Source organism: Curtobacterium sp. MWU13-2055, from assembly GCF_023242305.1.
Classification (GTDB): domain Bacteria; phylum Actinomycetota; class Actinomycetes; order Actinomycetales; family Microbacteriaceae; genus Curtobacterium.
Genome location: NZ_JALLIO010000007.1, coordinates 61366 through 85231, shown reverse-complemented (window position 1 = coordinate 85231; position 23866 = coordinate 61366). Strand labels below are relative to the sequence as shown.

Sequence of the window (23866 nt, the reverse complement as noted above, 5' to 3'; positions counted from 1 at the left end):
CGCCGACGGATCTCGTCGGCACAACGCGCTGACGGACCCCGTCGGCGCAACGATCTTCCAGGAGTGGAACCATGGCGACCTTCGTCGACCGCGTGACCCTGCACCTCAGCGCGGGGAAGGGCGGCAACGGTTGCGTCTCGGTCCGCCGTGAGAAGTTCAAGCCCCTCGCCGGGCCCGACGGCGGCAACGGAGGTGACGGCGGCGACATCGTGCTCGTGGCCGACCCGCAGGTCACCACGTTGCTCGGCTACCACCGCTCCCCGCACCGTTCGTCCAAGAACGGGCAGCCGGGCATGGGCGACCACCGCAGCGGCGTCAGCGGCGAGGTCCAGGAGCTCCCGCTCCCGATCGGCACCGTCGTGTACGACGAGGCCGGCGAGGTCATCGCCGACCTGACCGAGCCCGGCATGCGCGTCGTCGTGGCCCCCGGTGGCCAGGGCGGCCTCGGCAACGCGGCGCTCTCCACCACCAAGCGCAAGGCCCCCGGCTTCGCGCTCCTCGGCACCGAGGGCTGGGCGGGCGACATCAGCCTCGAGCTGAAGACCATCGCCGACGTCGCCCTCGTCGGGTTCCCGAGCGCCGGCAAGTCCTCGCTCATCGCCGCGATCTCGGCCGCGAAGCCGAAGATCGCCGACTACCCCTTCACCACGCTCACCCCGAACCTCGGCGTCGTCGAGTCGGGCGAGAGCCGCTTCACGGTCGCGGACGTCCCCGGGCTGATCGAGGGCGCGTCGGAGGGCAAGGGCCTCGGCCTCGAGTTCCTGCGGCACGTCGAGCGCTGCGAAGCCCTGCTGCACGTCATCGACTGCGCGACGATGGACCCGGGCCGCGACCCGATCAGCGACCTCGACGTCATCCTCGGCGAGCTCGAGCGTTACCCGGTCCCGGAGGGCCAGGTGCCGCTGCTCGAGCGTCCGCAGCTCATCGCGCTCAACAAGATCGACGTGCCGGACGCCGCCGAGCTCGCCGAGTTCGTCACCGCCGAGCTCGAGGGCCGTGGCTACCGCGTGTTCCCGATCTCCACGGCGTCGCACAAGGGTCTGCGTGAGCTGACCTTCGCGCTGGCCGAGGTCGTCGAGCAGGGTCGTGCCAAGCGCGCGGCCGAGCCCGTCGTCGAGCGCATCGTCATCCGCCCCCGTGCGGTCAACGACCAGGGCTTCACGGTCCGCGCCGAGGGCGGCGAGGAGCACCGCTTCTTCCGCGTCCGCGGCGCGAAGCCGGAGCGCTGGATCCAGCAGACCGACTTCACCAACGAAGAGGCGATCGGCTTCCTGGCCGATCGGCTCGCGAAGCTCGGCGTCGAGGACGGCCTGTTCAAGGCCGGCGCGGTCGCCGGTTCGACCGTCGTGATCGGTGGCGACGGCGGCATGGTCTTCGACTGGGAGCCGACGCTCACGTCCACCGCGGAGCTCATCACGAGCGCGCGCGGGACCGACGCCCGCATCGGTGCGACCTCGCGTCCGACCCGCAACGAGCGTCGCGAGGAGTACTTCGAGCGGATGGACGCCAAGGCCGCCGCACGTGCGGAGCTCGAGCAGGAGCGTGTGTCCGGCCTCTGGGTGAACGACGACGTCGTGACGAGCGACGACCTCGAGACCGGCGACCCCGAGGCCGGAGTCGAGACCGGCGTCGAGACCGGCGACTTCGAGACCAGCGACCAGAAGGACTGACCGCGGCATGACCGACACGACCGCCCGCACCGACCTCGGACCCGTCACCCGGCGAGAGGACATCCCGCGTGCGCGGCGGATCGTGGTCAAGGTTGGCTCGTCCTCGGTCAGCGGTGACGCCGCCGGCCAGATCGGTCCGCTGGTGGACGCCCTGGCCAGCGCCTACGGCCGTGGCACCGAGGTCGTGCTCGTGTCGTCCGGTGCGATCGCGACCGGGTTCCCGTTCCTCGGGCTCGAGGGCCGTCCCGACGACCTCGCCACGCAGCAGGCCGCCGCGGCCACCGGCCAGAACGTCCTGATGTTCCGGTACCAGAAGGAACTCGACCGGCACCGGGTCGTCGCGGCGCAGATCCTGCTGACCGCCGGCGACCTGCAGAACCCCACGCACCGGGTCAACGCGCAACGCGCCATCGACCGGCTGCTCGCCCTGCGGGTGCTGCCGATCGTGAACGAGAACGACACGGTCGCCACGCACGAGATCCGCTTCGGTGACAACGACCGGCTCGCCGCCCTGGTGGCTCGGCTGCTCGGTGCCGACGCCCTGGTGCTGCTGTCGGACGTCGAGGCCCTGTACACGAAGCCGCCGGAGCAGCCCGGCGCCGAGCGCATCGAAGAGGTACCGTTCGGCGACGAGCTCGCCGGCGTCACCTTCGGCTCCGTCGGCAAGTCCGGCGTGGGGACCGGGGGAGCAGGCACCAAGGTCGCGGCCGCACGGCTCGCGGCCGAGGCGGGTACCTCGGTGCTGGTGACCGCCACGGCCCTCGTCGACCGCGCCCTGTCGGGCGAGCACGTCGGCACCTGGTTCCACGCCGCGCCGCGTCCCTGACACGGGTCGGACCGCGCCCGGAGCGGTCACGACTCGCGGTCGGGACGGCGCCGACTGGTCAGGGACCGTCGGCGCGGGCGTCGCGGAGCGACGGTCTGCGACCGCTCGCGTGGCGCAGGACGACGTGTCGTGACCGGTCGGCGTGGTGAACGCGACCGCCTGGAGGCCCGGCACGGGTCCCGGGGACCGGTGCCGGGCCTCCAGGCGGTCACGACGCACCGACGGACTGCGTCGAACGGTCGGGACCGGTCGACGGGGTCGGCGCGGAGCGACGCGGCGCGACCGCTCGGCGGTCGTGGTGCAACGTGCCGTGACCGGTCGGCCGGCAAGACGCCGTCACGCCCGTCACGGGCCGACGAGCGGACCTAGAATCGGTCCATGTCGTCGATCGCGCCCGCCCCGACCCTGACCGACACGCTCGTGGCGGCCCGCACCGCCTCGTCGGCGCTGGCGACCGCGACGACGGCGGTCAAGGACGCCGCCCTGGTGGCGATCGCCGCCGGGGTCCGCGCCGCCACCGACGAGATCGTCGCCGCGAACCACGGTGACCTGGTCGCGGGCGAGGAGAGCGGTCTGTCCTCCGGTCTCGTCGACCGCCTCCGACTCGACCCCGCACGCATCGAGGCGCTGGCCACGGCCGTCGAGGACGTCGTCGGCCTGCAGGACCCGGTGGGGGAGCACCTGCGGGGCTCGCTGCTGCCGAACGGCCTGCAGCTCACCCAGGTGCGGGTGCCGTTCGGGGTCGTCGGCGCCATCTACGAGGCACGACCGAACGTCACGGTCGACATCGCCTCGCTCGCGCTGAAGTCCGGCAACGCGGTCGTGCTCCGCGGGGGTTCGGCGGCCCAGCGGACGAACGCCGTGCTCGTGGCCCGCATCCAGGACGCCGTCGAGTCGGTCGGCCTGCCGCGCGAGCTCGTGCAGACCATCGACGAGTTCGGCCGTGCCGGAGCCACCGAGCTCATGCGCGCCCGCGGCCTGGTCGACGTGCTCATCCCGCGCGGCAGCGCCTCGCTCATCCAGACCGTCGTCACCGAGTCGCAGGTCCCCGTGATCGAGACCGGTGCCGGCGTGGTGCACGTGTTCCTCGACGCGACGGCCCCCGAGCAGCGCGCCGTCGACATCGTCCTGAACAGCAAGGTGCAGCGGCCGAGCGTCTGCAACGCCCTCGAGACCCTCCTGGTGCACGAGCAGGCGGCCGAGCGGCTGCTGCCCGTGCTCGCGGACCGGCTCCGCGCATCCGGCGTCACGCTGCGCGGCGACGACGCCACGCGGGCGATCGTGCCGGGCGTGCTGCGCGCCACCGACGAGGACTGGGCGACCGAGTCGATGGACCTCGACCTGTCGATCCGCGTCGTGCCGGACGTCGACGCCGCGATGGCGCACATCGCGCGCTGGTCCACCCACCACACCGAGTCGATCGTCACGAACGACGTCGACACGGCCGAACGGTTCCTGGCGACGGTCGACTCGGCGGTCGTGATGGTGAACGCGTCGACGCGCTTCACCGACGGCGGGGAGTTCGGCTTCGGCGCCGAGGTGGGCATCTCGACGCAGAAGCTGCACGCGCGTGGCCCGATGGGGCTGCCGGAGCTCACGAGCACCAAGTGGATCGTGCGCGGGAACGGCCAGATCCGCGGCTAGACTGAACGGCGTCTTTCCCCGACCGAACGGAGCACCGAACGATGACCTTCCTCGCAGAAGCTGCGGAGCACGCCTCCGGGGCCCCGGCGTTCGTGTTCCCGCTCGTCGGCGCGCTGTTCTTCATCTTCCTGGGCTTCGTCACCTGGAGCTTCCGCGACGTGGCCTACCGCCACTCGCAGAAGTTCGAGGCCACCCGCCACCACGAGACGGGTGTCGACGAGTTCGGTCACACCAAGAGCTGATCTGCACCCGATGCTCGAGAGCACCGGACGACCGCGCATCGGGGTGATGGGCGGCACGTTCGACCCCATCCACCACGGTCACCTCGTCGCGGCGTCCGAGGTCGCTCGGGCGTTCGACCTGGACGAGGTCGTGTTCGTCCCCACCGGTCAGCCGTACATGAAGTCCGGCGTCACCGATGCCGAGCACCGCTACCTGATGACGGTCATCGCGACCGCGTCGAACCCGATGTTCACGGTGAGCCGCGTCGACATCGACCGCCCCGGCCCGACGTACACGGTCGACACGCTCCGCGACCTGCACGAACAGCGGCCCGACGCGCAGCTCGTCTTCATCTCGGGCGCAGACGCCGTTCAGCAGATTGTCGACTGGAAAGACCATGATGGTCTCTGGGACCTCGCGCACTTCGTCGCTGTGACGCGTCCGGGACACGACCTGAGCATCAGCGGACTCCCCGAGCGAGACGTAAGCTTGCTCGAAGTCCCCGCACTGGCCATCTCGTCGACCGACTGCCGCGACCGGGTGAGACGTGGTTCCCCCGTCTGGTACCTGGTCCCCGACGGGGTCGTCCAGTACATCTCCAAGCACCACCTGTATCGGAGCGTTGCATGAGTTCGTCCGACGCGCAGCCGCCCCTGTCGCGGCGCCAGGCGCGCGAGCGGGAGCGTGCCGCAGCAGCCGGTTCGCAGCCCGCGACGCCGCCGCCGACCGTCGCCGCACCCGCCGAGTCGACGGAACCCCGTCCTCGGCCCGGTTCGCACGTGGCACCCGCTCCCGGCGGTCCGGCCCAGTCCTCCGCCCCGGCGTCCGCCGCGACGGCGACGTCGGCACCGACGGGCACGCCGGCCTCGGCGCCCTCCGTGTCGGTGACCTCCGTCCCCGCGGCCGGGGTGTCGCCGTTCCCGCCCGCCTCGGCGACCGAGATCGTGCCCGGCAGCGGTGGTCTGACCCGCCGCCAGATCCGCCAGCAGCGCGCCGCCGAGAACCAGGCGGTCTTGCCGGTCCCGCTGCAGAACCCCACGCCGCAGTCCTCCGACCGCACCGTCGAGGACGTCCTCGGCTCGGTCGACACCATCGAGCCGACGTCGGCCCCGCGTGCCGCGGACGAGCCGTCCGGTTCCGAGACCCCCACGGTGCTCGACGAGGCAGCGGTCGCCCAGGCCACCGAGGCCGACGGGTCGCCCGACGCCCTCGAGCCGCTCGACGAAGCCGCTGCGCACGCCGAGGAGCCCCGGCGCCACCGGTCGACCTGGTCGCCTCCCGCCGACGCCGTCGACGACGGAACCGACGCACAGCCCGAAGCCGGGGCCGCGGACGACAGTCCCGTAGAGGCTTCCAGCGACCAGCCGCGCACCGACGAGACGAACACCGACGAGACGGGCACTCACGAGACGGGCACCGACGAGACGCCGGCCGACGCGGACGCATCGGTCGACGCCGCCGCACCCGAGCACCCCTCGGCCACGCCGCTCCCGGGGATCCCGGAAGGTGCTCCGTCGACCCCGGCGGTGTTCCCGCTGTCCCTCGACCCCGAGGATGACGACACCAACGAGGTCCCGATCCCGGAGCCCGCACGGACCGACCCCCCGAAGGTCCCCGCGTCCTTCCAGCGGCCGGCCGAGCCGAAGCCGATGACGACGGCCTTCGAGCCACCGGTCGGGCACTGGTCGCAGCAGGCGCACGGCTCGAACGACGCCGAGGTGCACGACGACTCGACCGGCACCCGCCGGATCGCGGTCACCGACACCAACGCGATCATCCTGCCGAACTCGGCCCTGGCCGACCCGACCGGAGCACTGAACGCGACGGGCGAGGTGATCCTCACCGGGTCCATCGACCTGCCCGCGTCGTTGTCCTCGACGGGGTCGCACCGGCCGATCGACGGCGCCGAGGTCGACCGCCTGCTCGAGCAGCACGACGAGCAGCCGGAGACCGACGCCAGCCCGGTGCGCGCCAGCCGCGCGGTGTCCAGCCACACCTCGACCCGCCAGGTCGTCCTCGCCGCCGCGAAGCCGAAGGAGTCGCGCACGCCGCTCATCCTCGGCGTCACGGTCGGCGCCGTCGGTGTCGCCGCTGCCGCGGTCATCATCGTCGCGCTCGTCACGACCCACACCTTCGGCGGCTGACGCCCCGACCCGAACCACCGATCCCGACACCCGCGTCGGCCGCGGCCTGGCCGTGCGTCGGCGGGGTGGCTTATGATCGTGACCCATCAAGCGATCCGGCTCCCTGCCGGGTCGACGACCGGAAGGAATCCGTGACCGCCTCCACTCGCGCACTGGAACTCGTGCAGGCCGCCGCTCTCGCGGCGGACGCCAAGCAGGCCGAGGACCTCGTCGCGCTCGATGTGACCGGGCCGTTGCAGCTCACGGACGTGTTCCTGCTCGCAACCGGTCGGAACGAGCGCAACGTGCAGTCCATCGCCGATGCGGTCGAGGAGCGCCTCCTCGAGCTCGGCGCCAAGACCCTCCGCCGCGAAGGCCGGAGCGAGGGCCGCTGGGTCCTCATCGACGTCGGCGACATCGTGGTGCACGTCTTCCACGACGAGGACCGTCAGTACTACTCGCTCGAGCGGCTCTGGGCAGACTGCCCGACCATCCCGCTCGAGCTCCCGGTGGACCACACCGCCTGATCAGCGACGCGCCCGGGTGACGGCTTCGATTTCGTTGCCCGGCGTTCGCATGGTGTACGCTTCTATGGTGCCTCCGGGGAACCGGTCGGCACGGAAGCAACACAATCTGGGTCTGTGGCGCAGCTGGTAGCGCACCTGCATGGCATGCAGGGGGTCAGGGGTTCGAGTCCCCTCAGATCCACCAACAACCCCCGTCGTTCCCCGGAACGGCGGGGGTTTCTTCGTGGTGCGGGTGGCCGCACGTGCCCGATACGCTGAGCGCATGAGCAACGATCCGCCGCTGTCCGGAACCCCGCTGACGATCTCCGCCGCCGGGTACACGGCCGACATCGCCACGGTCGGTGCGACGCTGCGGACCCTGCGGCACGAAGGTCGCGACCTGATCGTGCCGTTCGCCGCCGACGAGGTCCGGCCGGCGTTCCGCGGTGCCGTCCTCGCTCCGTGGCCGAACCGCGTCGTCGACGGCGAGTACTCGTTCGGCGGTGTCGACCACGAGCTCGCGCTCACCGAACCGGCACGGCACCACGCCCTGCACGGGCTGGTCGCCTGGACCGACTTCCGGGTCGAGGCGCAGGAGTCCGACCGCGTGGTGCTCGCCACCACCGTGCAGGCCCAGGCTGGCTACCCGTACCGCGTCGAGGTCCTGGTCGAGTACCGGCTGGACGACGCCGGGCTGCACACGACGATCACCGGCACGAACTCCGGCGCGGACGACGCCCCGTGGGGGACCGGCCCGCACCCGTACCTGGTCGCCGGCGCCGGCACGGTCGACGACTGGACCCTCACCCTGCCCGCGGCCGAGGTGCTCGAGGTCACGCCGGACCGGCTGATCCCGACCGACCTGGTCCCCGTGCACGACGAGTTCGACCTGCGCACCGCCACACGCATCGGCGACCGGTTCATCGACCACGCCTTCACCGGCTTCGACCGCGACGCCGACGGGGTCGCGACCATCGCCCTGACCGCAGCGGACGGCCGGGGTGTCCGCGCGACCTTCGGTCCGGAGTGCCCGTGGGTGCAGGTGCACACGGCCGACCACGTGCTCCCCGAGTACCACCGCGCCGGCCTGGCGGTCGAGCCGATGACGTGCGCCCCCGACGCCTTCAACGACGGTGTCGACCGCGGTCTCGTGGTGCTCGCCCCCGGTGCGTCCCACGCCGCCGCATGGACGATCTCCGCGATCTGACCGGTCCGTCGGCCGGCGCCCGCATCGAGGTCCGCCGGCTCGATCCGGTCCCCGACCTCGGCGCGCTGGCCGCCGCGGTCGAGGGCGACCTGGTGTGGCTCGACTCCGCACTGCCGGCCGGCGCACCCGACGCCGCTCGACCACGGGCGCGATGGTCGGTACTGACGTGGGCGGACGGGCCGTTCGGTGTCCGGTTCCGCCACCAGGACCGGCAGGCGTCCGTCGAGGTCGCCGCGCCCGCTGCCGGCTGGTTCGGCTCGTCGTCCTCCGACGACCGTCCGGCCTTCACCGTGCTGGCCGACCTCCTCGCTCGGACGCCGCAGCTGCCCGAGCCGATCGCCGGCTGCGGCTTCGCACTCGGCTGGGTCGGGTTCCTCGGGTACGAGCTCGGTCGCGAGTCCGGCGGCCCGGACCGCACCGCCGACGGCCACGCCGACGCCGACCTGCGGTTCGTGGACCGCGCCGTGGTCGTCGACCACACCGGTGGCGCCTGGGCGCTGACGCTCGTCGCCGACGCGGAACCGGCGGCCAGCGCGCAGAACCGGGCGTGGCTCGAGACGGTGACCAGGTCGCCGTCGACGGCCGACGTGGCGGACGCGGCCACGGGCCTCCCGGCCGGGGTGTCGTCAGCGGTCGGACGCACGTCGCGAGCCGACCACGAACGCGCCGTCGACGCGTGCCGCGCCGAGATCCGCGAGGGCAACGCGTTCCAGGTCTGTCTCACCACCTCCTTCTCCGTGCCGGGCAGGGGCCGGGAGGCCCGGGTCGGCCCCGGCACGGACCCGCACCTGTCCGACCCGCACCTGTCCGACTACATGCGGATGCGGGCGGCGGACCCCGTCCCGTTCGGTGCGTACCTGCGGCTCGGCCCGCTGCGCGTGGCGAGCCGGTCGCCGGAGCGGTTCCTGCGGATCGCCGCGGACCGCACCGTGCTGGCGGAACCGATCAAGGGCACGCGGCGACGACTCGCCGACGCTGCCGCCGACGCGGCCGTCCGGGACGAACTCGCGGTGAGCGCCAAGGACCGTGCCGAGAACGTGATGATCGTGGACCTGCTGCGGAACGACCTGCTGCGGACGGCGATCCCCGGGTCGGTGCACGTCGAACGGCTGTGCGCGGTCGAGACCTACGCGAGCGTGCACCAGATGGTGTCGACGATCGGTGCCGTGCTGCCGTCGGGGACGTCGCCGGCGGACGTGGTGCGGGCGGCGTTCCCACCGGGGTCGATGACCGGCGCGCCGAAGATCAGCGCGATGGCGATCGCCGACCGGCTCGAGGGCGCGCCGCGCGGGGTGTACTCGGGGACGATCGGGTACTTCTCGGCGAGCGGGGCGGTCGACCTGTCGGTGGTCATCCGGACACTGGTGACGGTGGTGGACGCCTCGGGCGGCGGGGTGGATCCGGTCGAGGTCCGGTCGCGGACGCTCGGGGCCGGGGGAGCGGTGACGTGGTCGTCGGTGGCGTCGGACGAGGCGGACGAGGTCGTGACGAAGACGCGGTCCGTGCTCGGCGCGGTCGGAGCGGTGGCGACGTGGTGAGCTGACCGAACACGCGTTCGACCCGATTGTCCACGGATGTCGGACGCGATTGACATCATCGAACACATGTTCGAATATGAGGGCATGCAGACGGCGGCGGCACTCCGGTCGCCCGGCCCGGACCGGGTCGGGCGGAGCGGTGCTGCGCGTGGGGGTTCGGGTGCTGCGCGCGCGGGCGCGGGTGCTGCCCGTGGGGGCGGCGCGGGCGCTGCGGACCACCTCGGTGACGCCCGGGCGGCGCTCGACCGCATCACGTCCCTGCGGTCCCGGGTCACCGACATGGAGTCCACCCGTGTCGACACCGCTGGGCTCCCGACCGCCTCCGCTCTCGAACCCCTGCTGCCCGGCGGTGCGATCCGGGTCGGCGGCACCTACGCCGTCCCCGAGTCGGTGCTGCTCGCGATCACCATGCTGCAGGCGGCCTCGGCGGCCGGTGCGTGGTGCGCGGTCGTCGGGGTGCCGTCCTTCGGGATCGAGGCCGCGGCCGCCGCGGGGATCGACCTCGAGCGGCTCGTGCTCGTCCCCGATCCGGGCGACCAGTGGCTCGCGGTGACCGCGGCGATGGCCGACGTCGCCCAGATCGTCCTCACCCGGCCGCTCGGCCGGGTGGTGCCGGGCGACGTCGCCCGCCTGTCGGCCCGGCTCCGGCAACGCGGCGGGGCCCTCGTCGCGCTCGGGTCCTGGCCGGGAGCGGACGTCACGCTGCGGATCACGTCGTCGGTGTGGAGCGGCATCGGGCAGGGCCACGGGCACCTGACCGAGCGTCGCGCCACCGTGACGGCGACCGGTCGTGCGGGTGCCGTGCGCCCCACGAGCGCCGAACTGCTCCTGCCCGCGGCCGACGGCACGGTCCGGACGGCGACCCCCGTGCCGTCGGTGGGGTCCGGCGACACCCGGGTGCTGCGGCCCGTGGCGGTGGCGTCGTGATCGCCGGGGTGCTGCTGTGCGTGGCGGTGGCGTCGTGATCGCGCCGGGGCGTGTCCGTGCCGACGCGATCGCCCGCGGCGGGGCGCTGCCCGAGCCACCGCCGACCCGCACCATCGTGCTCTGGTGTCCGGACTGGCCGGTGATCGCGGCGGCCCGCGCGGCCGGGGCACCGCCGGAGCAGCCCTTCGCCGTGGTCGCGAAGGGCCTGGTGTTCGCGAGCTCCGCGTCCGCACGGCAGCACGGCGTCGTCCGGGGGCTCCGGGTGCGCGAGGCACAGGCGCGCTGTCCGGAGCTCGTCGTCCACCCCTACGACGACGCCCTCGACCACCGCGCGTTCGAACCCGTCATCCGCGCGGTCGAGGCGGCCGTCCCCGGGGTCGAGGTACTGCGGCCCGGCACCCTCGCCCTGCGTGCCCGGGGGCCGGCGCGGTACTACGGCGGCGAGCGGGCGGCCGCGGCGACCCTGGCGGGGATCGCGGCCGACCACGGTGCCCCGGCGGTGCGGGCCGGTGTGGCGGACACCCCGTTCGCGGCGGAGCAGGCGGCACGGGCCCGGCCGGTGCGTCCCGGCGAACGGGTACGGATCGTGCCGGTCTCCGGCTCGTCGGACTTCCTGGCGGCCCTGCCCCTCGGTGTGCTCGGCGACCCCGAGCTCGCGACGGTGCTCGACCGGCTCGGCATCACCACGCTGGGCGATTTCGCGTCGCTCAGTGACGAGCAGGTCCGCGACCGGTTCGGGGTCGCCGGGGCGTTCCTGCACCGGCTGGCGGGCGGACGCGACCCGCGGGAGATCTCGGCACGCGCGATCCCGCCCGAGCTCCGGATCGAGGCCGCCTTCGAGCCCCCGCTCGACCGTGCCGACCAGATCGCGTTCGCGTTCCGGCGCTCCGCCGACGACTTCGCCGCACGCCTCCGCGCCGCGGGGCTGGTCGCGACGACCATCCGGGTGGGGATCGTCGACGAGCGGGACATCCTGCTCGAACGCACGTGGGCGCACCCCCGGTGGTTCGACGCCGCCGACGTCGTCGACCGGGTGCGGTGGCAGCTCGCCGGCGGGGTCGACCCGACCGGGCTCGAGGCCCCCGTCACCTCGGTCGTGCTCGAGCCGGTCGCCGTCGACGACATGGCGAACCACGAACGCGGACTCTGGGGCTCCGGACCGGACGAGCGCGTGCACCACGGGCTGGCCCGGATCCAGGGCATGGTCGGGCACGACGGGGTGGTGAGCCCGAGGGTCGGTGGTGGCCGGACCCTGTCCGAGCGGGTGGTGCTCGTGCCGTGGGGTGACACCCCGCCCGGCGGCGAGCGTGCCCTGGCCACCGTGCGCGACCGCCCCTGGCCCGGCAAGCTGCCCGGCCCGCCGCCCGCCACCGTCCTCGAGCGTCCCCGCCCGGTCGACGTGGTCTCCGGCGACGGCGAGAGCGTCGACGTCGACGACCGCGGCGTGCTGTCCGGCGCACCCGAACGCTTCCGCGCCGAGGGGGACCGGGGCGGCGGGTTCGCACCCGTCACGGCCTGGGCGGGCCCCTGGCCGCTCGTCGTGCGGTGGTGGGAGTCCGGCGGTCGACGACTGCACCGACTGCAGCTCGTCGACGCCGAGGGCCGTGCCTGGTACCTGGTGCTGGCGGACCACCGGTGGTGGGCGGAGGCGATCGCCACGTGAACCGATCCAGGAGCAGGACCTGATGGGCTACAGCAACCCACCCGTGCCGTGGTCGCAGTTCGAACGCGCCCTGTCGGACAAGCGCAGTCCGGGGACGGCGAAGGCCGGCGACGGCGGGGACAGCCCGGCGTGGTCGCGGAAGCGCGAGCCGTACGTGCCCACGGACCAGCCGGCGGCTGCGGACGACAGCCCTCCGGTCGTGCCGTACGCCGAGCTGCACGCGCACTCGGCCTTCAGCTTCCTCGACGGCGCCAGCCAGCCCGAGCAGCTGTTCGAGGAAGCCGCACGGCTGCGCCTGCACGCCCTCGCCCTCACCGACCACGACGGCTTCTACGGTGCCGCCCGGATGGCCGAGGTCGCCGAGGCGTACCCGCAGGTCGGCACCGTCTACGGCACCGAGCTCTCGCTGGGCCTGACCGAACCGCAGAACGGCGTCCCCGATCCCGAGGGCTCCCACCTGCTCCTGCTCGCCGACGGGCAGGACGGCTACCACCGGCTCGCGGGCGCGGTGACGAGTGCGCACCTCGCGGCCGGGTCCGAGAAGGGCAGCCCGCGCTACGACCTCGACGAGCTCGCGGGGCGGGCCGACGGACACTGGCGGGTGCTCACCGGGTGCCGGAAGGGCACCGTCCGGCAGGCGCTCGAGCAGGGCGGGGAGTCCGCGGCGGAGACCGCGCTGCGCGTGCTGCTCGACCGTTTCGGGCGCAGCAACGTCGTGGTGGAGCTCCTCGACCACGGCGACCCGCTCGACAGTGCGCGGAACGACGTGCTCGCGACCCTCGCCGAGCGGTACACGCTGCCCCTGGTCGCGACCGGCAACGTCCACTACGCCACCCCGGACCGGTTCCCGGTGGCGACGGCGCTGGCCGCGGTCCGGGCCCGGCGCAGCCTCGACGAGATCGACGGGTGGCTGCCGGCCGCCGACACCGCGCACCTGCGCTCCGGTGCCGAGATGACCCGGCGGTTCGGGCGGTACCCGGGGGCGATCGAGAACACCGTCACGCTGGCCGACGAACTCGGGTTCCGGCTGCGCACGGTCAAGCCCGGGCTGCCCGACCTCGACGTGCCGGACGGCCACACCGCGATGTCCTGGTTGCGGGAGCTCACCTGGACGGGTGCCCGTCGGCTCTACCCCGGCAGCGCCGACGGCGTGGACCCGCAGAAGCGCGAGCGCATCGAACGCGAGCTCGCGGTGATCGAGGACAAGAACTTCCCCGGCTACTTCCTGATCGTGCGCGACATGGTGCAGTACGCCCGCGGCCGGGGGATCCTCTGCCAGGGGCGGGGTTCCGCCGCGAACTCCGCGGTCTGCTACCTGCTCGAGATCACCGCGGTGGACTCGATCCGCTACGGCCTGCCGTTCGAGCGGTTCCTGTCGGCGATGCGCGACGAAGAGCCCGACATCGACGTCGACTTCGACTCGGACCGCCGCGAAGAGGTGATCCAGTACGTCTACGAGAAGTACGGCCGGTACAACGCCGCCCAGGTCGCGAACGTCATCACGTACCGCCCGAAGGGTGCCGTCCGCGACATGGCGAAGGCCCTCGGCCACAGCCCGGGGCAGCAGGACGCCTGGTCGAAGCAGGTCGAACGGTGGGGCTCGGTGACCGAGAGCCAGGACCACGACATCCCGCAGGCGGTCGTCGGGCTGGCGAGCGACGTCCTGGGCTTCCCGCGCCACCTCGGCATCCACTCGGGCGGCATGGTGCTCACCGACCGGCCGGTGGGCGAGGTCGTGCCGATCGAGCATGCGCGGATGGACGGCCGCACGGTGCTGCAGTGGGACAAGGACGACTGCGCCTTCATGGGGCTCGTGAAGTTCGACATGCTCGGCCTCGGCATGCTCGCGGCGCTGCAGTACTCGTTCGACCTGGCGGCGGAGCACTGCGGGGAACGCTGGGAGATGCACTCCATGCCGAAGGAGGAACAGGGCGTCTACGACCAGCTCTGCCGAGCCGACACCATCGGGGTGTTCCAGGTGGAGTCCCGCGCGCAGATGGGCACCCTGCCCCGGCTGCTCCCACGGCGGTTCTACGACCTGGTGATCGAGGTCGCCCTCGTCCGCCCCGGTCCGATCCAGGGCGGTGCCGTGCACCCCTACATCCGGCGTCGGACCGGCGAGGAACCGATCACGTACATCCACCCGTCGCTCGAACCGGTGCTCGAACGCACCCTCGGCGTGCCGCTGTTCCAGGAGCAGCTCATGCAGATGGCGATCGCGGTCGGCAACTGCTCGGGCGACGACGCCGACCTGCTGCGGCGGGCGATGGGGTCGAAGCGCGGCCACGAGAAGATCGACCGGCTGCGCGACAAGCTCTACGCGGGCATGTCGGACAACGGCATCCACGGCGAGGACGCCGACGCGATCTACGCGAAGATCCAGGCGTTCGCGAACTTCGGCTTCGCGGAGAGCCACTCGATCAGCTTCGCCCTGATCGTCTACGCGAGCGCCTGGATGCGCCTGCACTACCCGGGGGCGTTCCTGGCCGCGCTGCTCCGGGCGCAGCCGATGGGGTTCTACTCACCGCAGACCCTGGTCGCCGACGCCCGTCGGCACGGCGTCCAGGTGCTCCGACCGGACATCCTCCGCTCGGGTGTCGACGCCACGCTCGAACCGCTCGGCGACGACCAGGTGGTGCCCCCGTGCGGTGACGACGCCTGCCTGCACACCGAGCAGCCGCCGGTGCTGCCCTTCGACACGGCACTGCCCGACGACACCGCACGGCACCGCCGCGACGGCGCGTTCGCGGTCCGGCTCGGACTCGCCGAGGTCGCCTCGCTCAGCCGGAAGAGCGCCGAGAAGATCGTCGCCGAGCGTGACGCGAACGGTCCCTTCGTCGACATGTCCGACCTGGCCCGCCGGGTGGGGCTGACGACGGCGCAGCTCGAGGCGCTCGCCGCCGCCGACGCCTTCGCCCCCTTCGACATCGACCGCCGCGGGGCGATGTGGTCGGCGGCGCAGGCCGCTGCGGAGCGCGCCGACCAGCTGCCGGACACGCAGGTCGTCGTCCAACCGCCGCTGTTCGGGCAGATGACGAGCGGCGACGTCCTGATCGCCGACATGTGGTCGACGGGCATGACGACCGACGACCACCCCGTCCGGCACGTGCGCGACCGGCTCGCCGCTCGCCGGGTGCTCAGCGTGCAGGACACCGCGACGGCCGAGACCGGGCGGCGGGTCGAGATCGGCGGGATCGTCACGCACCGGCAGCGTCCGGCGACGGCGTCGGGGATCACGTTCATGAACGTCGAGGACGAGACCGGGCTGGTCAACGTCATCTGCAGCGTCGGGGTGTGGGGCCGCTACCGCCGGGTCGCCCGGGAATCCCCGGCGGTGATCGTCCGCGGCATCCTCGAGCGGTCACCCGACGGCGTGGTCAACCTGGTGGCGGACCGGATCGAGCACCTGTCGCTGTCCGTGCGCACGCGGTCGCGGGACTTCCAGTGAGTGGTCGCGGGCAGCGGTCCGCGCGCGGCGGGCGGCGGGCGGCGGGCGGCGGGCGCGGACGAGGCGCGCGGCTACTCGACCTCGGGCAGTCGCACCGTGACCTCGAGTCCGCCGGAGCGCACGTTCCGCAGCGACGCCGTCCCGCCGGCGCGTTCGGCCACCGCACGGACGATCGCGAGGCCCAGCCCGGATCCACCCGGCAGGGCGATCGCACCGGTGGCCGGGTCGGGGTTCGGGCGCGACTTCCGGGCCTCGTCCGGTCGGGTGAACCGGTCGAACGCCACCGGGATGAACGACTCGGGGACACCGGGGCCGTCGTCGGTGACCTGCAGGACGCCCTCGCCGCCGGTGCTGCGCCAGGACACGAAGATGCCGCCACCGCGGGGGAGCGCCGACACCGCGTTGCCCGCGATGTTCGTGACGAGCTGCGCCATGCCACCGGTGTCGAGCCGGTAGCGGGGTTCGTGGGTCCCACCGCCGATGCCGGGCCCGGAGCCACCGACGGCCACCGGGGCCTCGAGGTCGAAGTCGACGGTGACGTCCTTGGCCGATGCGATGAGCCGGACCCGGTCGACGGCCGCCATGACCTCGTCACCGAGGTCGGACCAGGCGGTCTCCGGGCGCTGGTCGCCGTCCTGTTCCCGCCGTTCGGACTCCTCGATCCGCGACAGCGCGAGCAGGTCGTTCGCCAACCGGGAGAGCCGGGCGACGCTGTGCTTTGCGCGCTCGATGTGGGCAGCCAGGGCGGCGGCGTCGTCACCGTCGAGCGACGCCAGGTCGAGCTGGGTGGTGAGGATCGCGAGCGGTGTGCGGAGCTCGTGGCTGGCGTCGGACACCATCTGCCGTTCCCGCTCGGTGGCCTGGCGCGTGCGGGCGAGGAAGGCGTTGAGGGTCGTGGCGAGGGACGCGAGTTCGTCCTGCGCGGGGCCGACGGGCAGCTCGGCCCGTTCGGGCGCGACGGACAGCCGCTCGGCCTCTCGGCGCATGCGGTTGACGGGACGGAGTGCCGCGGTCGCCAGGATCCACGAAGCGACGCCGAAGGCGAGCAGGATCGCGACGCCGGTGAGCGACAGGGTCGAGGTGAGGTCGTCGACCACGATCGCCTCGGCCTGCGAGTTCCGGGCGGCGACGACCGTCCACCGGCCGGCCTGGTTCACGGGGTGTTCGACGACCACGCGGTACTCGGACCCGGACACCCGGATGATCGAGGTGCCGGCCGGAGTGGAGGTGAGGCTGCCGAGGGCGCTCTCCACCCGGGTGGGCATCGTCGAGAGCACGATGTCTCCGGACGGTGAGACCACGGCGACGAGCTGCGCGTTGCCCGGCGGGGACAGGTCGGGATCGCTGTCCACCTCGAGCGTGGCGACGTACGGGTCGGCGTCGGCGTCGAGCAGGGTCCGGGTCGCACTCGCGACCACGCTGACCACCTGGAACCGCATCACCAGCACGAGCAGCACGATCACGACCGCGGCGATCGCCGTCGAGCCGATCGTGATCCGTGCCCGCAGGGACAGCAGGCGCAAGGGGCGGACCAGACCGCGTCGTGGGCGGTCCGGCCCCGGGTGAGCGGAGGCCCCGCTCACGCCCCGAGCAGATCCAGGCGGTACCCGCGGCCGCGCACGGTGGCGATCGCGACGGTGGCCTCGTGGGCGACGAGCTTCTTGCGGAGGTACGAGATGTACTGCTCGACGACGTTCGGGTCGACGTGCTGCGAGCCGTCCCAGACCTCTTCGAGGATCTTCGGCCGGTCGACCACGCTGCCGGCGGAGCGCGCCAGCAGGCGGAGCAGCGCGAACTCGGTCGGGCTGACGGCGACGCGCTGGCCCTTGATCGAGATGCGACGGGCCTCGGAGTCGATCGAGACGTCGCCGACCTCGATCGTGCGGGGTGCCCCGGCGGACTCGCGGCGACCGAGGGCGCGGAGCCGGGCGGTGAGCTCGGCGAACGCGAACGGCTTGGTGAGGTAGTCGTCCGCGCCGGCGTCGAGGCCGAACACGCGGTCGTCCACGGCATCGCGCGCGGTGACGAGCAGGATCCGCACGGGGTCCTCGCGCTCGCGGATGCGTCGTGCGAGCTCGAACCCGGACATGCCGGGCATCATCACGTCCACGACGGCCAGGTCGAACGCCTGCTCGCCGAGGGCGATGAGCGCCTCGACCCCGTTCTCCACCGCCGTCACGCGGTACCCCTCGGCAGCGAGACCGCGCTCCATCAGGGCACGCATCTCGTCGTCGTCCTCGACCACCAACAGCCGCATAGTGGACCTCCTCGGACCCATCGTGGCATCGAACGGGCGCGGAGGGCCGATGCCCGGGCCGAACTCACTGAATCTCGTCACAGGAGCGGGTACCGTGGCTGCCAGGCCACCGGGCAGAACGGTCTGTCCCGCGTTCTAGGGACATGAGGACTTCTTGCTTCATTGGTAGGATCACCTGGCGGACAGCGCTTACCCGAAGGGCGGTCCGTTGCACCAGGGGGCACCATGAACGACCCGATCGACCACGCGTCCGTCGACCACCCGTCCGTCGACCACCCGGCCATCGTCCGTCTCCGCGCGGAGCTCGATGCCGCGTGGAAGGGCATCGGCGCACTCGGCCAGATGGAGGGCGTCCGCCGCGACCGCGTGGTCGCCGAACTGCGGACGGCCGTCCCCGACGTGGCGAGCCGCGCGGCGCGCGAAGTCGGCACCGAGGCCGTCGTCGCGGAGATCAGCCGGTTCGCCGACGTCGGCGTGCCCGGCACCGATCCCGCCGTGCCGGCCGCGGTGATCTGGGACGACGTCGTGCAGACGGCGGCCGAAGCCGCACGCGCCACGCGCTGACCGGCACCGGCACGCCGCGCCCGAGCGGCGCCGGCACTGGCACGCCGCGACCGACCGGCGTCAGTCGTCCTCGCCGAGCAGCTCCTCGCGCACGCGTCGGACGTCCTCGAGCAGGGCACCGATGAGCACCCAGTGCCGTGAGTTCGGTCGCACGATCTCCATCGGCGCGGTCAGCGCGGGTTCGGCGGTCGCCACCCCGGCATCGTCCCCACCGGCACCCGCGGCGAACGACGGGTCCAGCCGCGTCGACTCGACCCGGGCGCTCAGCGCGCGGACGTCCGATCCGATCCGGGCCACCTCGGTCGCGATGCCGCCGACCACCGGGTCGGGGCGCAGGTCTGGTGCGGTGTTGTCGTGGATCGCCCGGGTCATGCCGGTGACGCGCGTGACCAGGACGCGCAGGTGCTCGGTGATGGCGACGTCGCGGTCGAGGATCGTGCGGTGCCGGCCGCCTCGCGGGTTCATCGTCAGGGACTCGCGGGCCGCGTTCAGTGATGCCTCGGTCTTCGCGTGCTGCTGCCGGAGCGCGCGGGCCCGCACCAGGGCGTCCTGCCACCGGTCGCGGTCCCACCCCTCGGTCAGGCCGATCGCGACGCGTTCGAAGGCCACGGCGGTGTCGCGGGCGAGTCGGGCGACGGCGAGGTGCGCCGGCTCGAGCAGGACCGGCGGGATGATCAGGGCGTTCACGACGAGGGCGACGACCGCACCGATCACGGTCTCGAGGATCCGGTCGGCCGAGTAGTTCGGCGTGACGACCCCCGCGGTGAGCACGAGCATCCCGCTGATGCTGACCTGGGTGGCCGAGGTCGGGGTCAGCCGGAGCACCCAGGCGATGAGGATGGCGAGCACGACCACGAGCAGGACGACCCACACCGAGTCGCCGAGCAGCAGGTGGAACCCGGTGGCGAGCAGCACGCCGAGCACGACACCGGCGCTCCGCTCGAGGCCCTTGACGAACGACTGGTTGATGCTCGGCTGCACGACGAGCAGCGCGGCGATCGCGGCGAAGGTCGGGAACGGTCCCTGGATCAGCAGCCGGCACAGCAGCACCGCCGCGACGACCGCCACCGCGGTCTTCACGACCTGCAGGAACGGCGTGCGACTGGAGCTGCGGAGACGCGCGACCGGGTTCACCTCGACCACGCTAGCCACCGCCCGCACGCCGAGCCGTGCACGAACGCGACGAAAACGTCCGGACACGGTTGACTGATGTCGTGTGGCCCAACCATGAGCGCGTCATCCCGCAGGCCTTCGCCGGCTCCGGGACCTCCGTCGTGGCCGCACGGGCGCACTCCGTCGAGCCCTCGGGCAACGGCTACCTGTACGGCTACGAGGTCGACACCGTCGACCGGAACGGCCAGCGCGCCACCGTCCTGACGTACGTCGACACCGGCGGCGCGCACGACCAGAACAGTGCGATCGTCACCGACCCGGCGACCGGCGAACCCGTCTCGGTGTGGGCGTACCCGAACGACCCGGGTCTGCCGGTGCTGCCGCAGGTGACCTACCGCGACGCGGTCGCCGAGCTCCTGACGACGCTCGGCATGCCGGTCACCGACCCGGTGCTCACGGTGGCCGCGTACCGACCGGGCAAGCGTGCGGTGGTGCGGGTGGACGCCCCCGAGCGCACCCTGTTCCTGAAGATCGTCCGTCCGCACCGGGTCGCGCCGATCGTGAAGTCGCACGAGCAGTTCGTCGCGGCGGGCCTGCCGGTGCCCCGTGTGCTGTCCAGCCGCGGCGACGGGCTCCTCGTGCTCGAGCGGATCCGCGGCGTGCCGGCCGGCAGTCGCATCCTCGACATCGCCGACGACCCGCGGTTCGTCGCGTCGCTGGCCGCCCTGAGCGGTCGGGTCGCGACCGTCCCGATGACCCAGCAGGCCCGTGCCGACGCGATGGACCACGCCGACTGGCACCGCCGCACGCTCATCGCCGCGTTGCCGCAGGACGCCGAGGAGATCGACCGCCTGTACGACGCCATCGGCCGCCGGTCGATCGGCTGGACGAGCGCGACGAAGCAGGTCGTGCACGGCGACCTGCACCTCGAGCAGGTCTTCGTCGACGAGGACGAGCCCTGGCGCATCTCCGGCCTGCTGGACATCGACACCGCGGGGTGGGGCTTCCCGGTCCGCGACATCGGCGCGGTCGTCGCCCACCTGGTCGTCACCGGCCTCTGGCACCGGTCGCGCGGAGACGCCGACCGCGGAGCCGCGGCCGAGCGCCTCGCCGACGCGATCGCTCGCGACTGGGTCGCCCGCAACCCACGCGAGGCCGACCGCATCGGGCCCGCCATCGGCGCCCAGCTGCTGGCCCACGCCGGCGGTCAGGCGACCACCGGCTCGGCGAACGGCATCCAGACCGCTGAGCAGCTCCTCGCGGCGACGCGGGCCGCGTTGGCCGAGGCGGCTCCGGTCCTGCCGGCGACCGGCCTGGTCCGCCCGCGGTCCGCGCCCCGCGTCTGACGGCTCCCAGTTCCCGTCGCGAAAGCGACAGATCTGCGCGGAACGTTGGCGGCAATCTGTCGCTTTGGCGAGGTGGTCGGCGTGGGGATCCGGGATCTGTCGCTTTCGCGGGGTGGTCGGCGTGGGGATCCGGGATCTGTCGCGTCGGCGGGGTGGACGCGCCCGGCGTCGGACGGGAGGCGCGTGGCGGGCCCGCACCGTGCCTCCCGGCCGGCACACGGGGCATTCCAGGAGGCGCGACGCGCGCGGGCGACGAGGAGTCGCCTCTGTCGGGGGTCGGGGAGTAAACTGAGCGCGCACGCACCGCGTTCCCGCGTGCCGCGTCGATTCCGGACGCAGCCGTCGATCACTTGATCGACGCGGGAACCGGGCCGTGACCGCCCCGCGGGGGCGTCACGTGCGTGTGACGACGCCGGATCCCGGCGCGGACCGTCGCACCCGGCGCCGAGCAGGCGCTCGCGGTGGAACGGTCCGCGGGACTCCACCGGACGTCCCGAAGCGGGGACCGGCGATGCGGTGGGCCACGGTGGCCCGCAGCCGAACCGGAGCCGTGTCAGGCCCCGGTGCAGGACTTCCGCCCCACGGGCGGCTCGCCCCGATGCGTGGGCGGAACAGGAGGAGCGTTGGCTCGATCAGGCACCCGGCGAGCTGCCGGCGGGACGCGGACCGCGTCACGTCGGACGAGGCCGCTGGACAACGACGGCGTGATCCCCGTCCTCGCCCGCGCGGTGCGCGAGGTCGAGGCGGCGGCGCAGCGCGGACCGCTCAAGGCGACGAACCGGACGAAGTTCCAGGCCGTCGCACTGCTCATGCGCGAAGAGCGCGCACGGGTGAAGGGCGACACCGACCTCACCGACTCGCAGCGCGCCGAGCAGCTCAAGCGGCTCGACGGCGTGGCGACGATCCTCGCGAAGACCGCGGCCCGAGACACCAGCGTCATCCAGCTGCTCGCGGAAGAGGTGCAGGTCTCCGAGGCGACCCGCGCCGTCAAGCGCGACATGATGATCGCCGGCGGCATGGAGCTGCAGCCGGAGGACCTCGTCATCGCGGCCGAGCCCACCCCGGTCGCCGAGACCCCGGTGCGCGCCGTCACCCCGCAGGCGGTCGTGCAGCGTCAGCTCGCCAACCCGTTCCTGCCGCCGGACTTCGCACTCGCCGACCAGCCCGTCGCGCACCCGCGTCGCCTGGCGAACTGGGAGCTCTTCGGTCCGCTGTTCAAGTCGTTCGAGTACGGCGCGGGCGGGGGAGCGGCGACGATGCCGCTGCCCGAGCCGACCTCGCTGCACTCCCGCTCGGGCACCACGCTGATGAAGCACCAGGCCGAACTGGTCGCCGCCGCGTCGCAGGGGCACCGCACGTTCCTGCTCGCCGACGAGCCGGGCCTCGGCAAGACGGCGCAGTCGTTGCTCGCCGCCGACGCCGCCAACGCGTTCCCGCTGCTCGTCGTGGTGCCGAACGTCGTCAAGACGAACTGGGCGCGCGAAGCCGAGCGCTGGGTGCCGAACCACCGCGCCACCGTCATCCACGGGGACGGCAACGACCTCGACGGGTTCGCCGACATCATCATCGTGAACTACGAGATCCTCGACCGGCACGCCGGCTGGCTCGGGGGCTTCGGCTTCAAGGGCATGGTCGTCGACGAGGCGCACTTCATCAAGAACAAGGACTCGCAGCGCGCTCGCTTCGTGCTCCAGATCGCCGACCGCATCCGGCAGCGCACCGCGGCACCGCTGCTCATGGCGCTGACGGGTACCCCGCTGATCAACTCGGTCGAGGACTTCCGGACCATCTGGGAGTACCTCGGCTGGATCGACGACAAGAAGCCCCGCGCGAAGCTCATGAACGAGCTCGAGGAGATCGGGTTGACCCCGGCCGACCAGGGCTTCTTCGTCGAGGCCCGCCGTGCCGTCATCGACCAGGGCATCGTCCGACGCCGCAAGGTCGACGTCGCCGCGGACATCCCGGCCCGCCGGATCGCCGACATCCCCGTCGAGCTCGACGGCGACGAGGGCCGCTCCATCCGCGACGCCGAGCGCGAGCTCACCGCGAAGCTCGTCCGCCGGTACCACCAGGCGCTCGACGCCCGTACCGGGCAGGACCCGGTCGTCGGCATCGACCACAAGCTCGTCCGGCAGGTCGCCCGCTGGGAGCTCGAGGACCAGGACGCCTCGTCGACCGGCGAGAACGTGTTCTCGATGGTCCGACGCATCGGTCGTGCCAAGGCCCAGCTCGCAGCGGACTACGCCGCGCAGCTCGCGTCGAACGTCGGCAAGGTCGTGTTCTTCGCGAAGCACCTCGACGTGATGGACCAGGCCGAAGAGGTCTTCGCTCGACGTGGCCTGCGCACCGCCACGATCCGCGGCGACCAGACGGCCACGCAGCGCACGGCGCAGATCGACTCGTTCGTGAACGACCCCGACGTCGCCGTGATCGTCTGCTCGCTCACCGCGGCCGGCGTGGGCCTGAACCTGCAGGTGGCGTCCAACGTCGTGCTCGCCGAGCTGTCGTGGACGAGCGCCGAGCAGACCCAGGCGATCGACCGCGTGCACCGCATCGGGCAGGAAGAGCCCGTCACCGCGTGGCGGATCATCGCCGCGCAGACGATCGACACCAAGATCGCCGAGCTCATCGACTCGAAGGCGTCCCTGGCCGCTCGCGCGCTCGACGGTTCGGACGAGGAACTCGTCGACTCCGGAGACATCCAGCTCGACGCCATGGCAGCGCTGCTGACCGAGGCGCTCGGGGGCTAGGGACCGCGTCGCGCGGCGCGCACCCGTTCAGCACAACCGAAGTCCGTCCGAACCACGTGATC

Annotated in this window: 18 protein-coding genes and 1 tRNA gene; 16 read left to right on the top strand and 3 right to left on the bottom strand. The window is 72.9% G+C overall.

Annotation, left to right across the window (positions count from 1 at the left end; genetic code table 11):
* Nucleotides 1-71: 71 nt before the first annotated feature.
* The 13 genes from obgE to M4960_RS14305 all read left to right on the top strand — a co-directional run bounded on the left by obgE (nt 72) and on the right by M4960_RS14305 (nt 15774).
* Nucleotides 72-1670, top strand: a complete 1599-nt coding sequence (gene obgE, locus M4960_RS14365; protein WP_248704591.1) for a GTPase ObgE — start codon at nt 72-74, stop codon at nt 1668-1670.
* Nucleotides 1671-1677: 7 nt separating this feature from the next.
* Nucleotides 1678-2496 carry a glutamate 5-kinase gene (gene proB / locus M4960_RS14360; RefSeq protein WP_248704590.1) on the top strand — a complete coding sequence of 273 codons (819 nt, stop codon included), beginning with the start codon at nt 1678-1680 and terminating at the stop codon, nt 2494-2496.
* A 378-nt stretch (nt 2497-2874) separates the two neighbouring features.
* Nucleotides 2875-4140, top strand: a complete 1266-nt coding sequence (locus M4960_RS14355) for a glutamate-5-semialdehyde dehydrogenase (RefSeq protein WP_248704589.1) — start codon at nt 2875-2877, stop codon at nt 4138-4140.
* A gap of 41 nt (nt 4141-4181) precedes the next feature.
* Nucleotides 4182-4382: a hypothetical protein gene (locus tag M4960_RS14350; RefSeq protein ID WP_123293955.1), complete on the top strand. Its 201-nt coding sequence runs from the start codon at nt 4182-4184 to the stop codon at nt 4380-4382.
* Between the two features lie 10 nt (nt 4383-4392).
* Nucleotides 4393-4992: a nicotinate-nucleotide adenylyltransferase gene (gene nadD / locus M4960_RS14345; RefSeq protein WP_111084540.1), complete on the top strand. Its 600-nt coding sequence runs from the start codon at nt 4393-4395 to the stop codon at nt 4990-4992.
* Nucleotides 4989-6506 carry a hypothetical protein gene (locus M4960_RS14340; protein ID WP_248704588.1) on the top strand — a complete coding sequence of 506 codons (1518 nt, stop codon included), beginning with the start codon at nt 4989-4991 and terminating at the stop codon, nt 6504-6506. The genes nadD and M4960_RS14340 overlap by 4 nt, the downstream gene beginning before the upstream one ends.
* A 131-nt stretch (nt 6507-6637) precedes the next feature.
* Nucleotides 6638-7012: a ribosome silencing factor gene (gene rsfS, locus M4960_RS14335; protein ID WP_111084542.1), complete on the top strand. Its 375-nt coding sequence runs from the start codon at nt 6638-6640 to the stop codon at nt 7010-7012.
* 108 nt (nt 7013-7120) lie between these two features.
* A tRNA-Ala gene (locus M4960_RS14330) sits at nt 7121-7196 on the top strand.
* A gap of 78 nt (nt 7197-7274) precedes the next feature.
* Complete coding sequence (locus M4960_RS14325; RefSeq protein WP_248704587.1) at nt 7275-8198, top strand: aldose 1-epimerase family protein; 924 nt, start codon at nt 7275-7277, stop codon at nt 8196-8198.
* Complete coding sequence (locus M4960_RS14320; RefSeq protein ID WP_248704586.1) at nt 8177-9736, top strand: anthranilate synthase component I family protein; 1560 nt, start codon at nt 8177-8179, stop codon at nt 9734-9736. Before M4960_RS14325 ends, M4960_RS14320 begins: the two co-directional genes overlap by 22 nt.
* Before the next feature lie 66 nt (nt 9737-9802).
* Entirely contained in the window at nt 9803-10663 is an 861-nt protein-coding gene (locus M4960_RS14315; RefSeq protein ID WP_248704585.1) for a hypothetical protein, read from the top strand.
* Between the two features lie 16 nt (nt 10664-10679).
* Nucleotides 10680-12326 carry a DNA polymerase Y family protein gene (locus tag M4960_RS14310; protein WP_248704584.1) on the top strand — a complete coding sequence of 549 codons (1647 nt, stop codon included), beginning with the start codon at nt 10680-10682 and terminating at the stop codon, nt 12324-12326.
* Nucleotides 12327-12348: 22 nt separating this feature from the next.
* Nucleotides 12349-15774, top strand: coding sequence for an error-prone DNA polymerase (locus tag M4960_RS14305; protein ID WP_248704583.1), 3426 nt, complete (start codon nt 12349-12351; stop codon nt 15772-15774).
* 71 nt (nt 15775-15845) lie between these two features.
* Here the strand turns inward: M4960_RS14305 and M4960_RS14300 are convergent, their stop codons facing one another.
* Nucleotides 15846-17297, bottom strand: coding sequence for a HAMP domain-containing sensor histidine kinase (locus M4960_RS14300; RefSeq protein ID WP_248704582.1), 1452 nt, complete (start codon nt 17295-17297; stop codon nt 15846-15848).
* 56 nt (nt 17298-17353) lie between these two features.
* On the bottom strand, nt 17354-18031 hold the full coding sequence (locus tag M4960_RS14295) for a response regulator transcription factor (protein ID WP_111084549.1): 678 nt from the start codon (nt 18029-18031) through the stop codon (nt 17354-17356).
* Between the two features lie 225 nt (nt 18032-18256).
* On the opposite strand from M4960_RS14295, the gene M4960_RS14290 reads away from it, so the two are divergent.
* Nucleotides 18257-18595 carry a hypothetical protein gene (locus M4960_RS14290; protein ID WP_111084550.1) on the top strand — a complete coding sequence of 113 codons (339 nt, stop codon included), beginning with the start codon at nt 18257-18259 and terminating at the stop codon, nt 18593-18595.
* Nucleotides 18596-18655: 60 nt separating this feature from the next.
* Here the strand turns inward: M4960_RS14290 and M4960_RS14285 are convergent, their stop codons facing one another.
* Complete coding sequence (locus M4960_RS14285) at nt 18656-19729, bottom strand: aromatic acid exporter family protein (RefSeq protein ID WP_248704581.1); 1074 nt, start codon at nt 19727-19729, stop codon at nt 18656-18658.
* A gap of 80 nt (nt 19730-19809) precedes the next feature.
* On the opposite strand from M4960_RS14285, the gene M4960_RS14280 reads away from it, so the two are divergent.
* The gene (locus M4960_RS14280) at nt 19810-21054 is read left to right on the top strand and encodes an aminoglycoside phosphotransferase family protein (protein WP_248704580.1); all 1245 of its coding nucleotides are present in this window, start codon (nt 19810-19812) and stop codon (nt 21052-21054) included.
* A gap of 623 nt (nt 21055-21677) precedes the next feature.
* Nucleotides 21678-23804: a DEAD/DEAH box helicase gene (locus M4960_RS14275; protein WP_165901102.1), complete on the top strand. Its 2127-nt coding sequence runs from the start codon at nt 21678-21680 to the stop codon at nt 23802-23804.
* Nucleotides 23805-23866 lie beyond the last annotated feature (62 nt).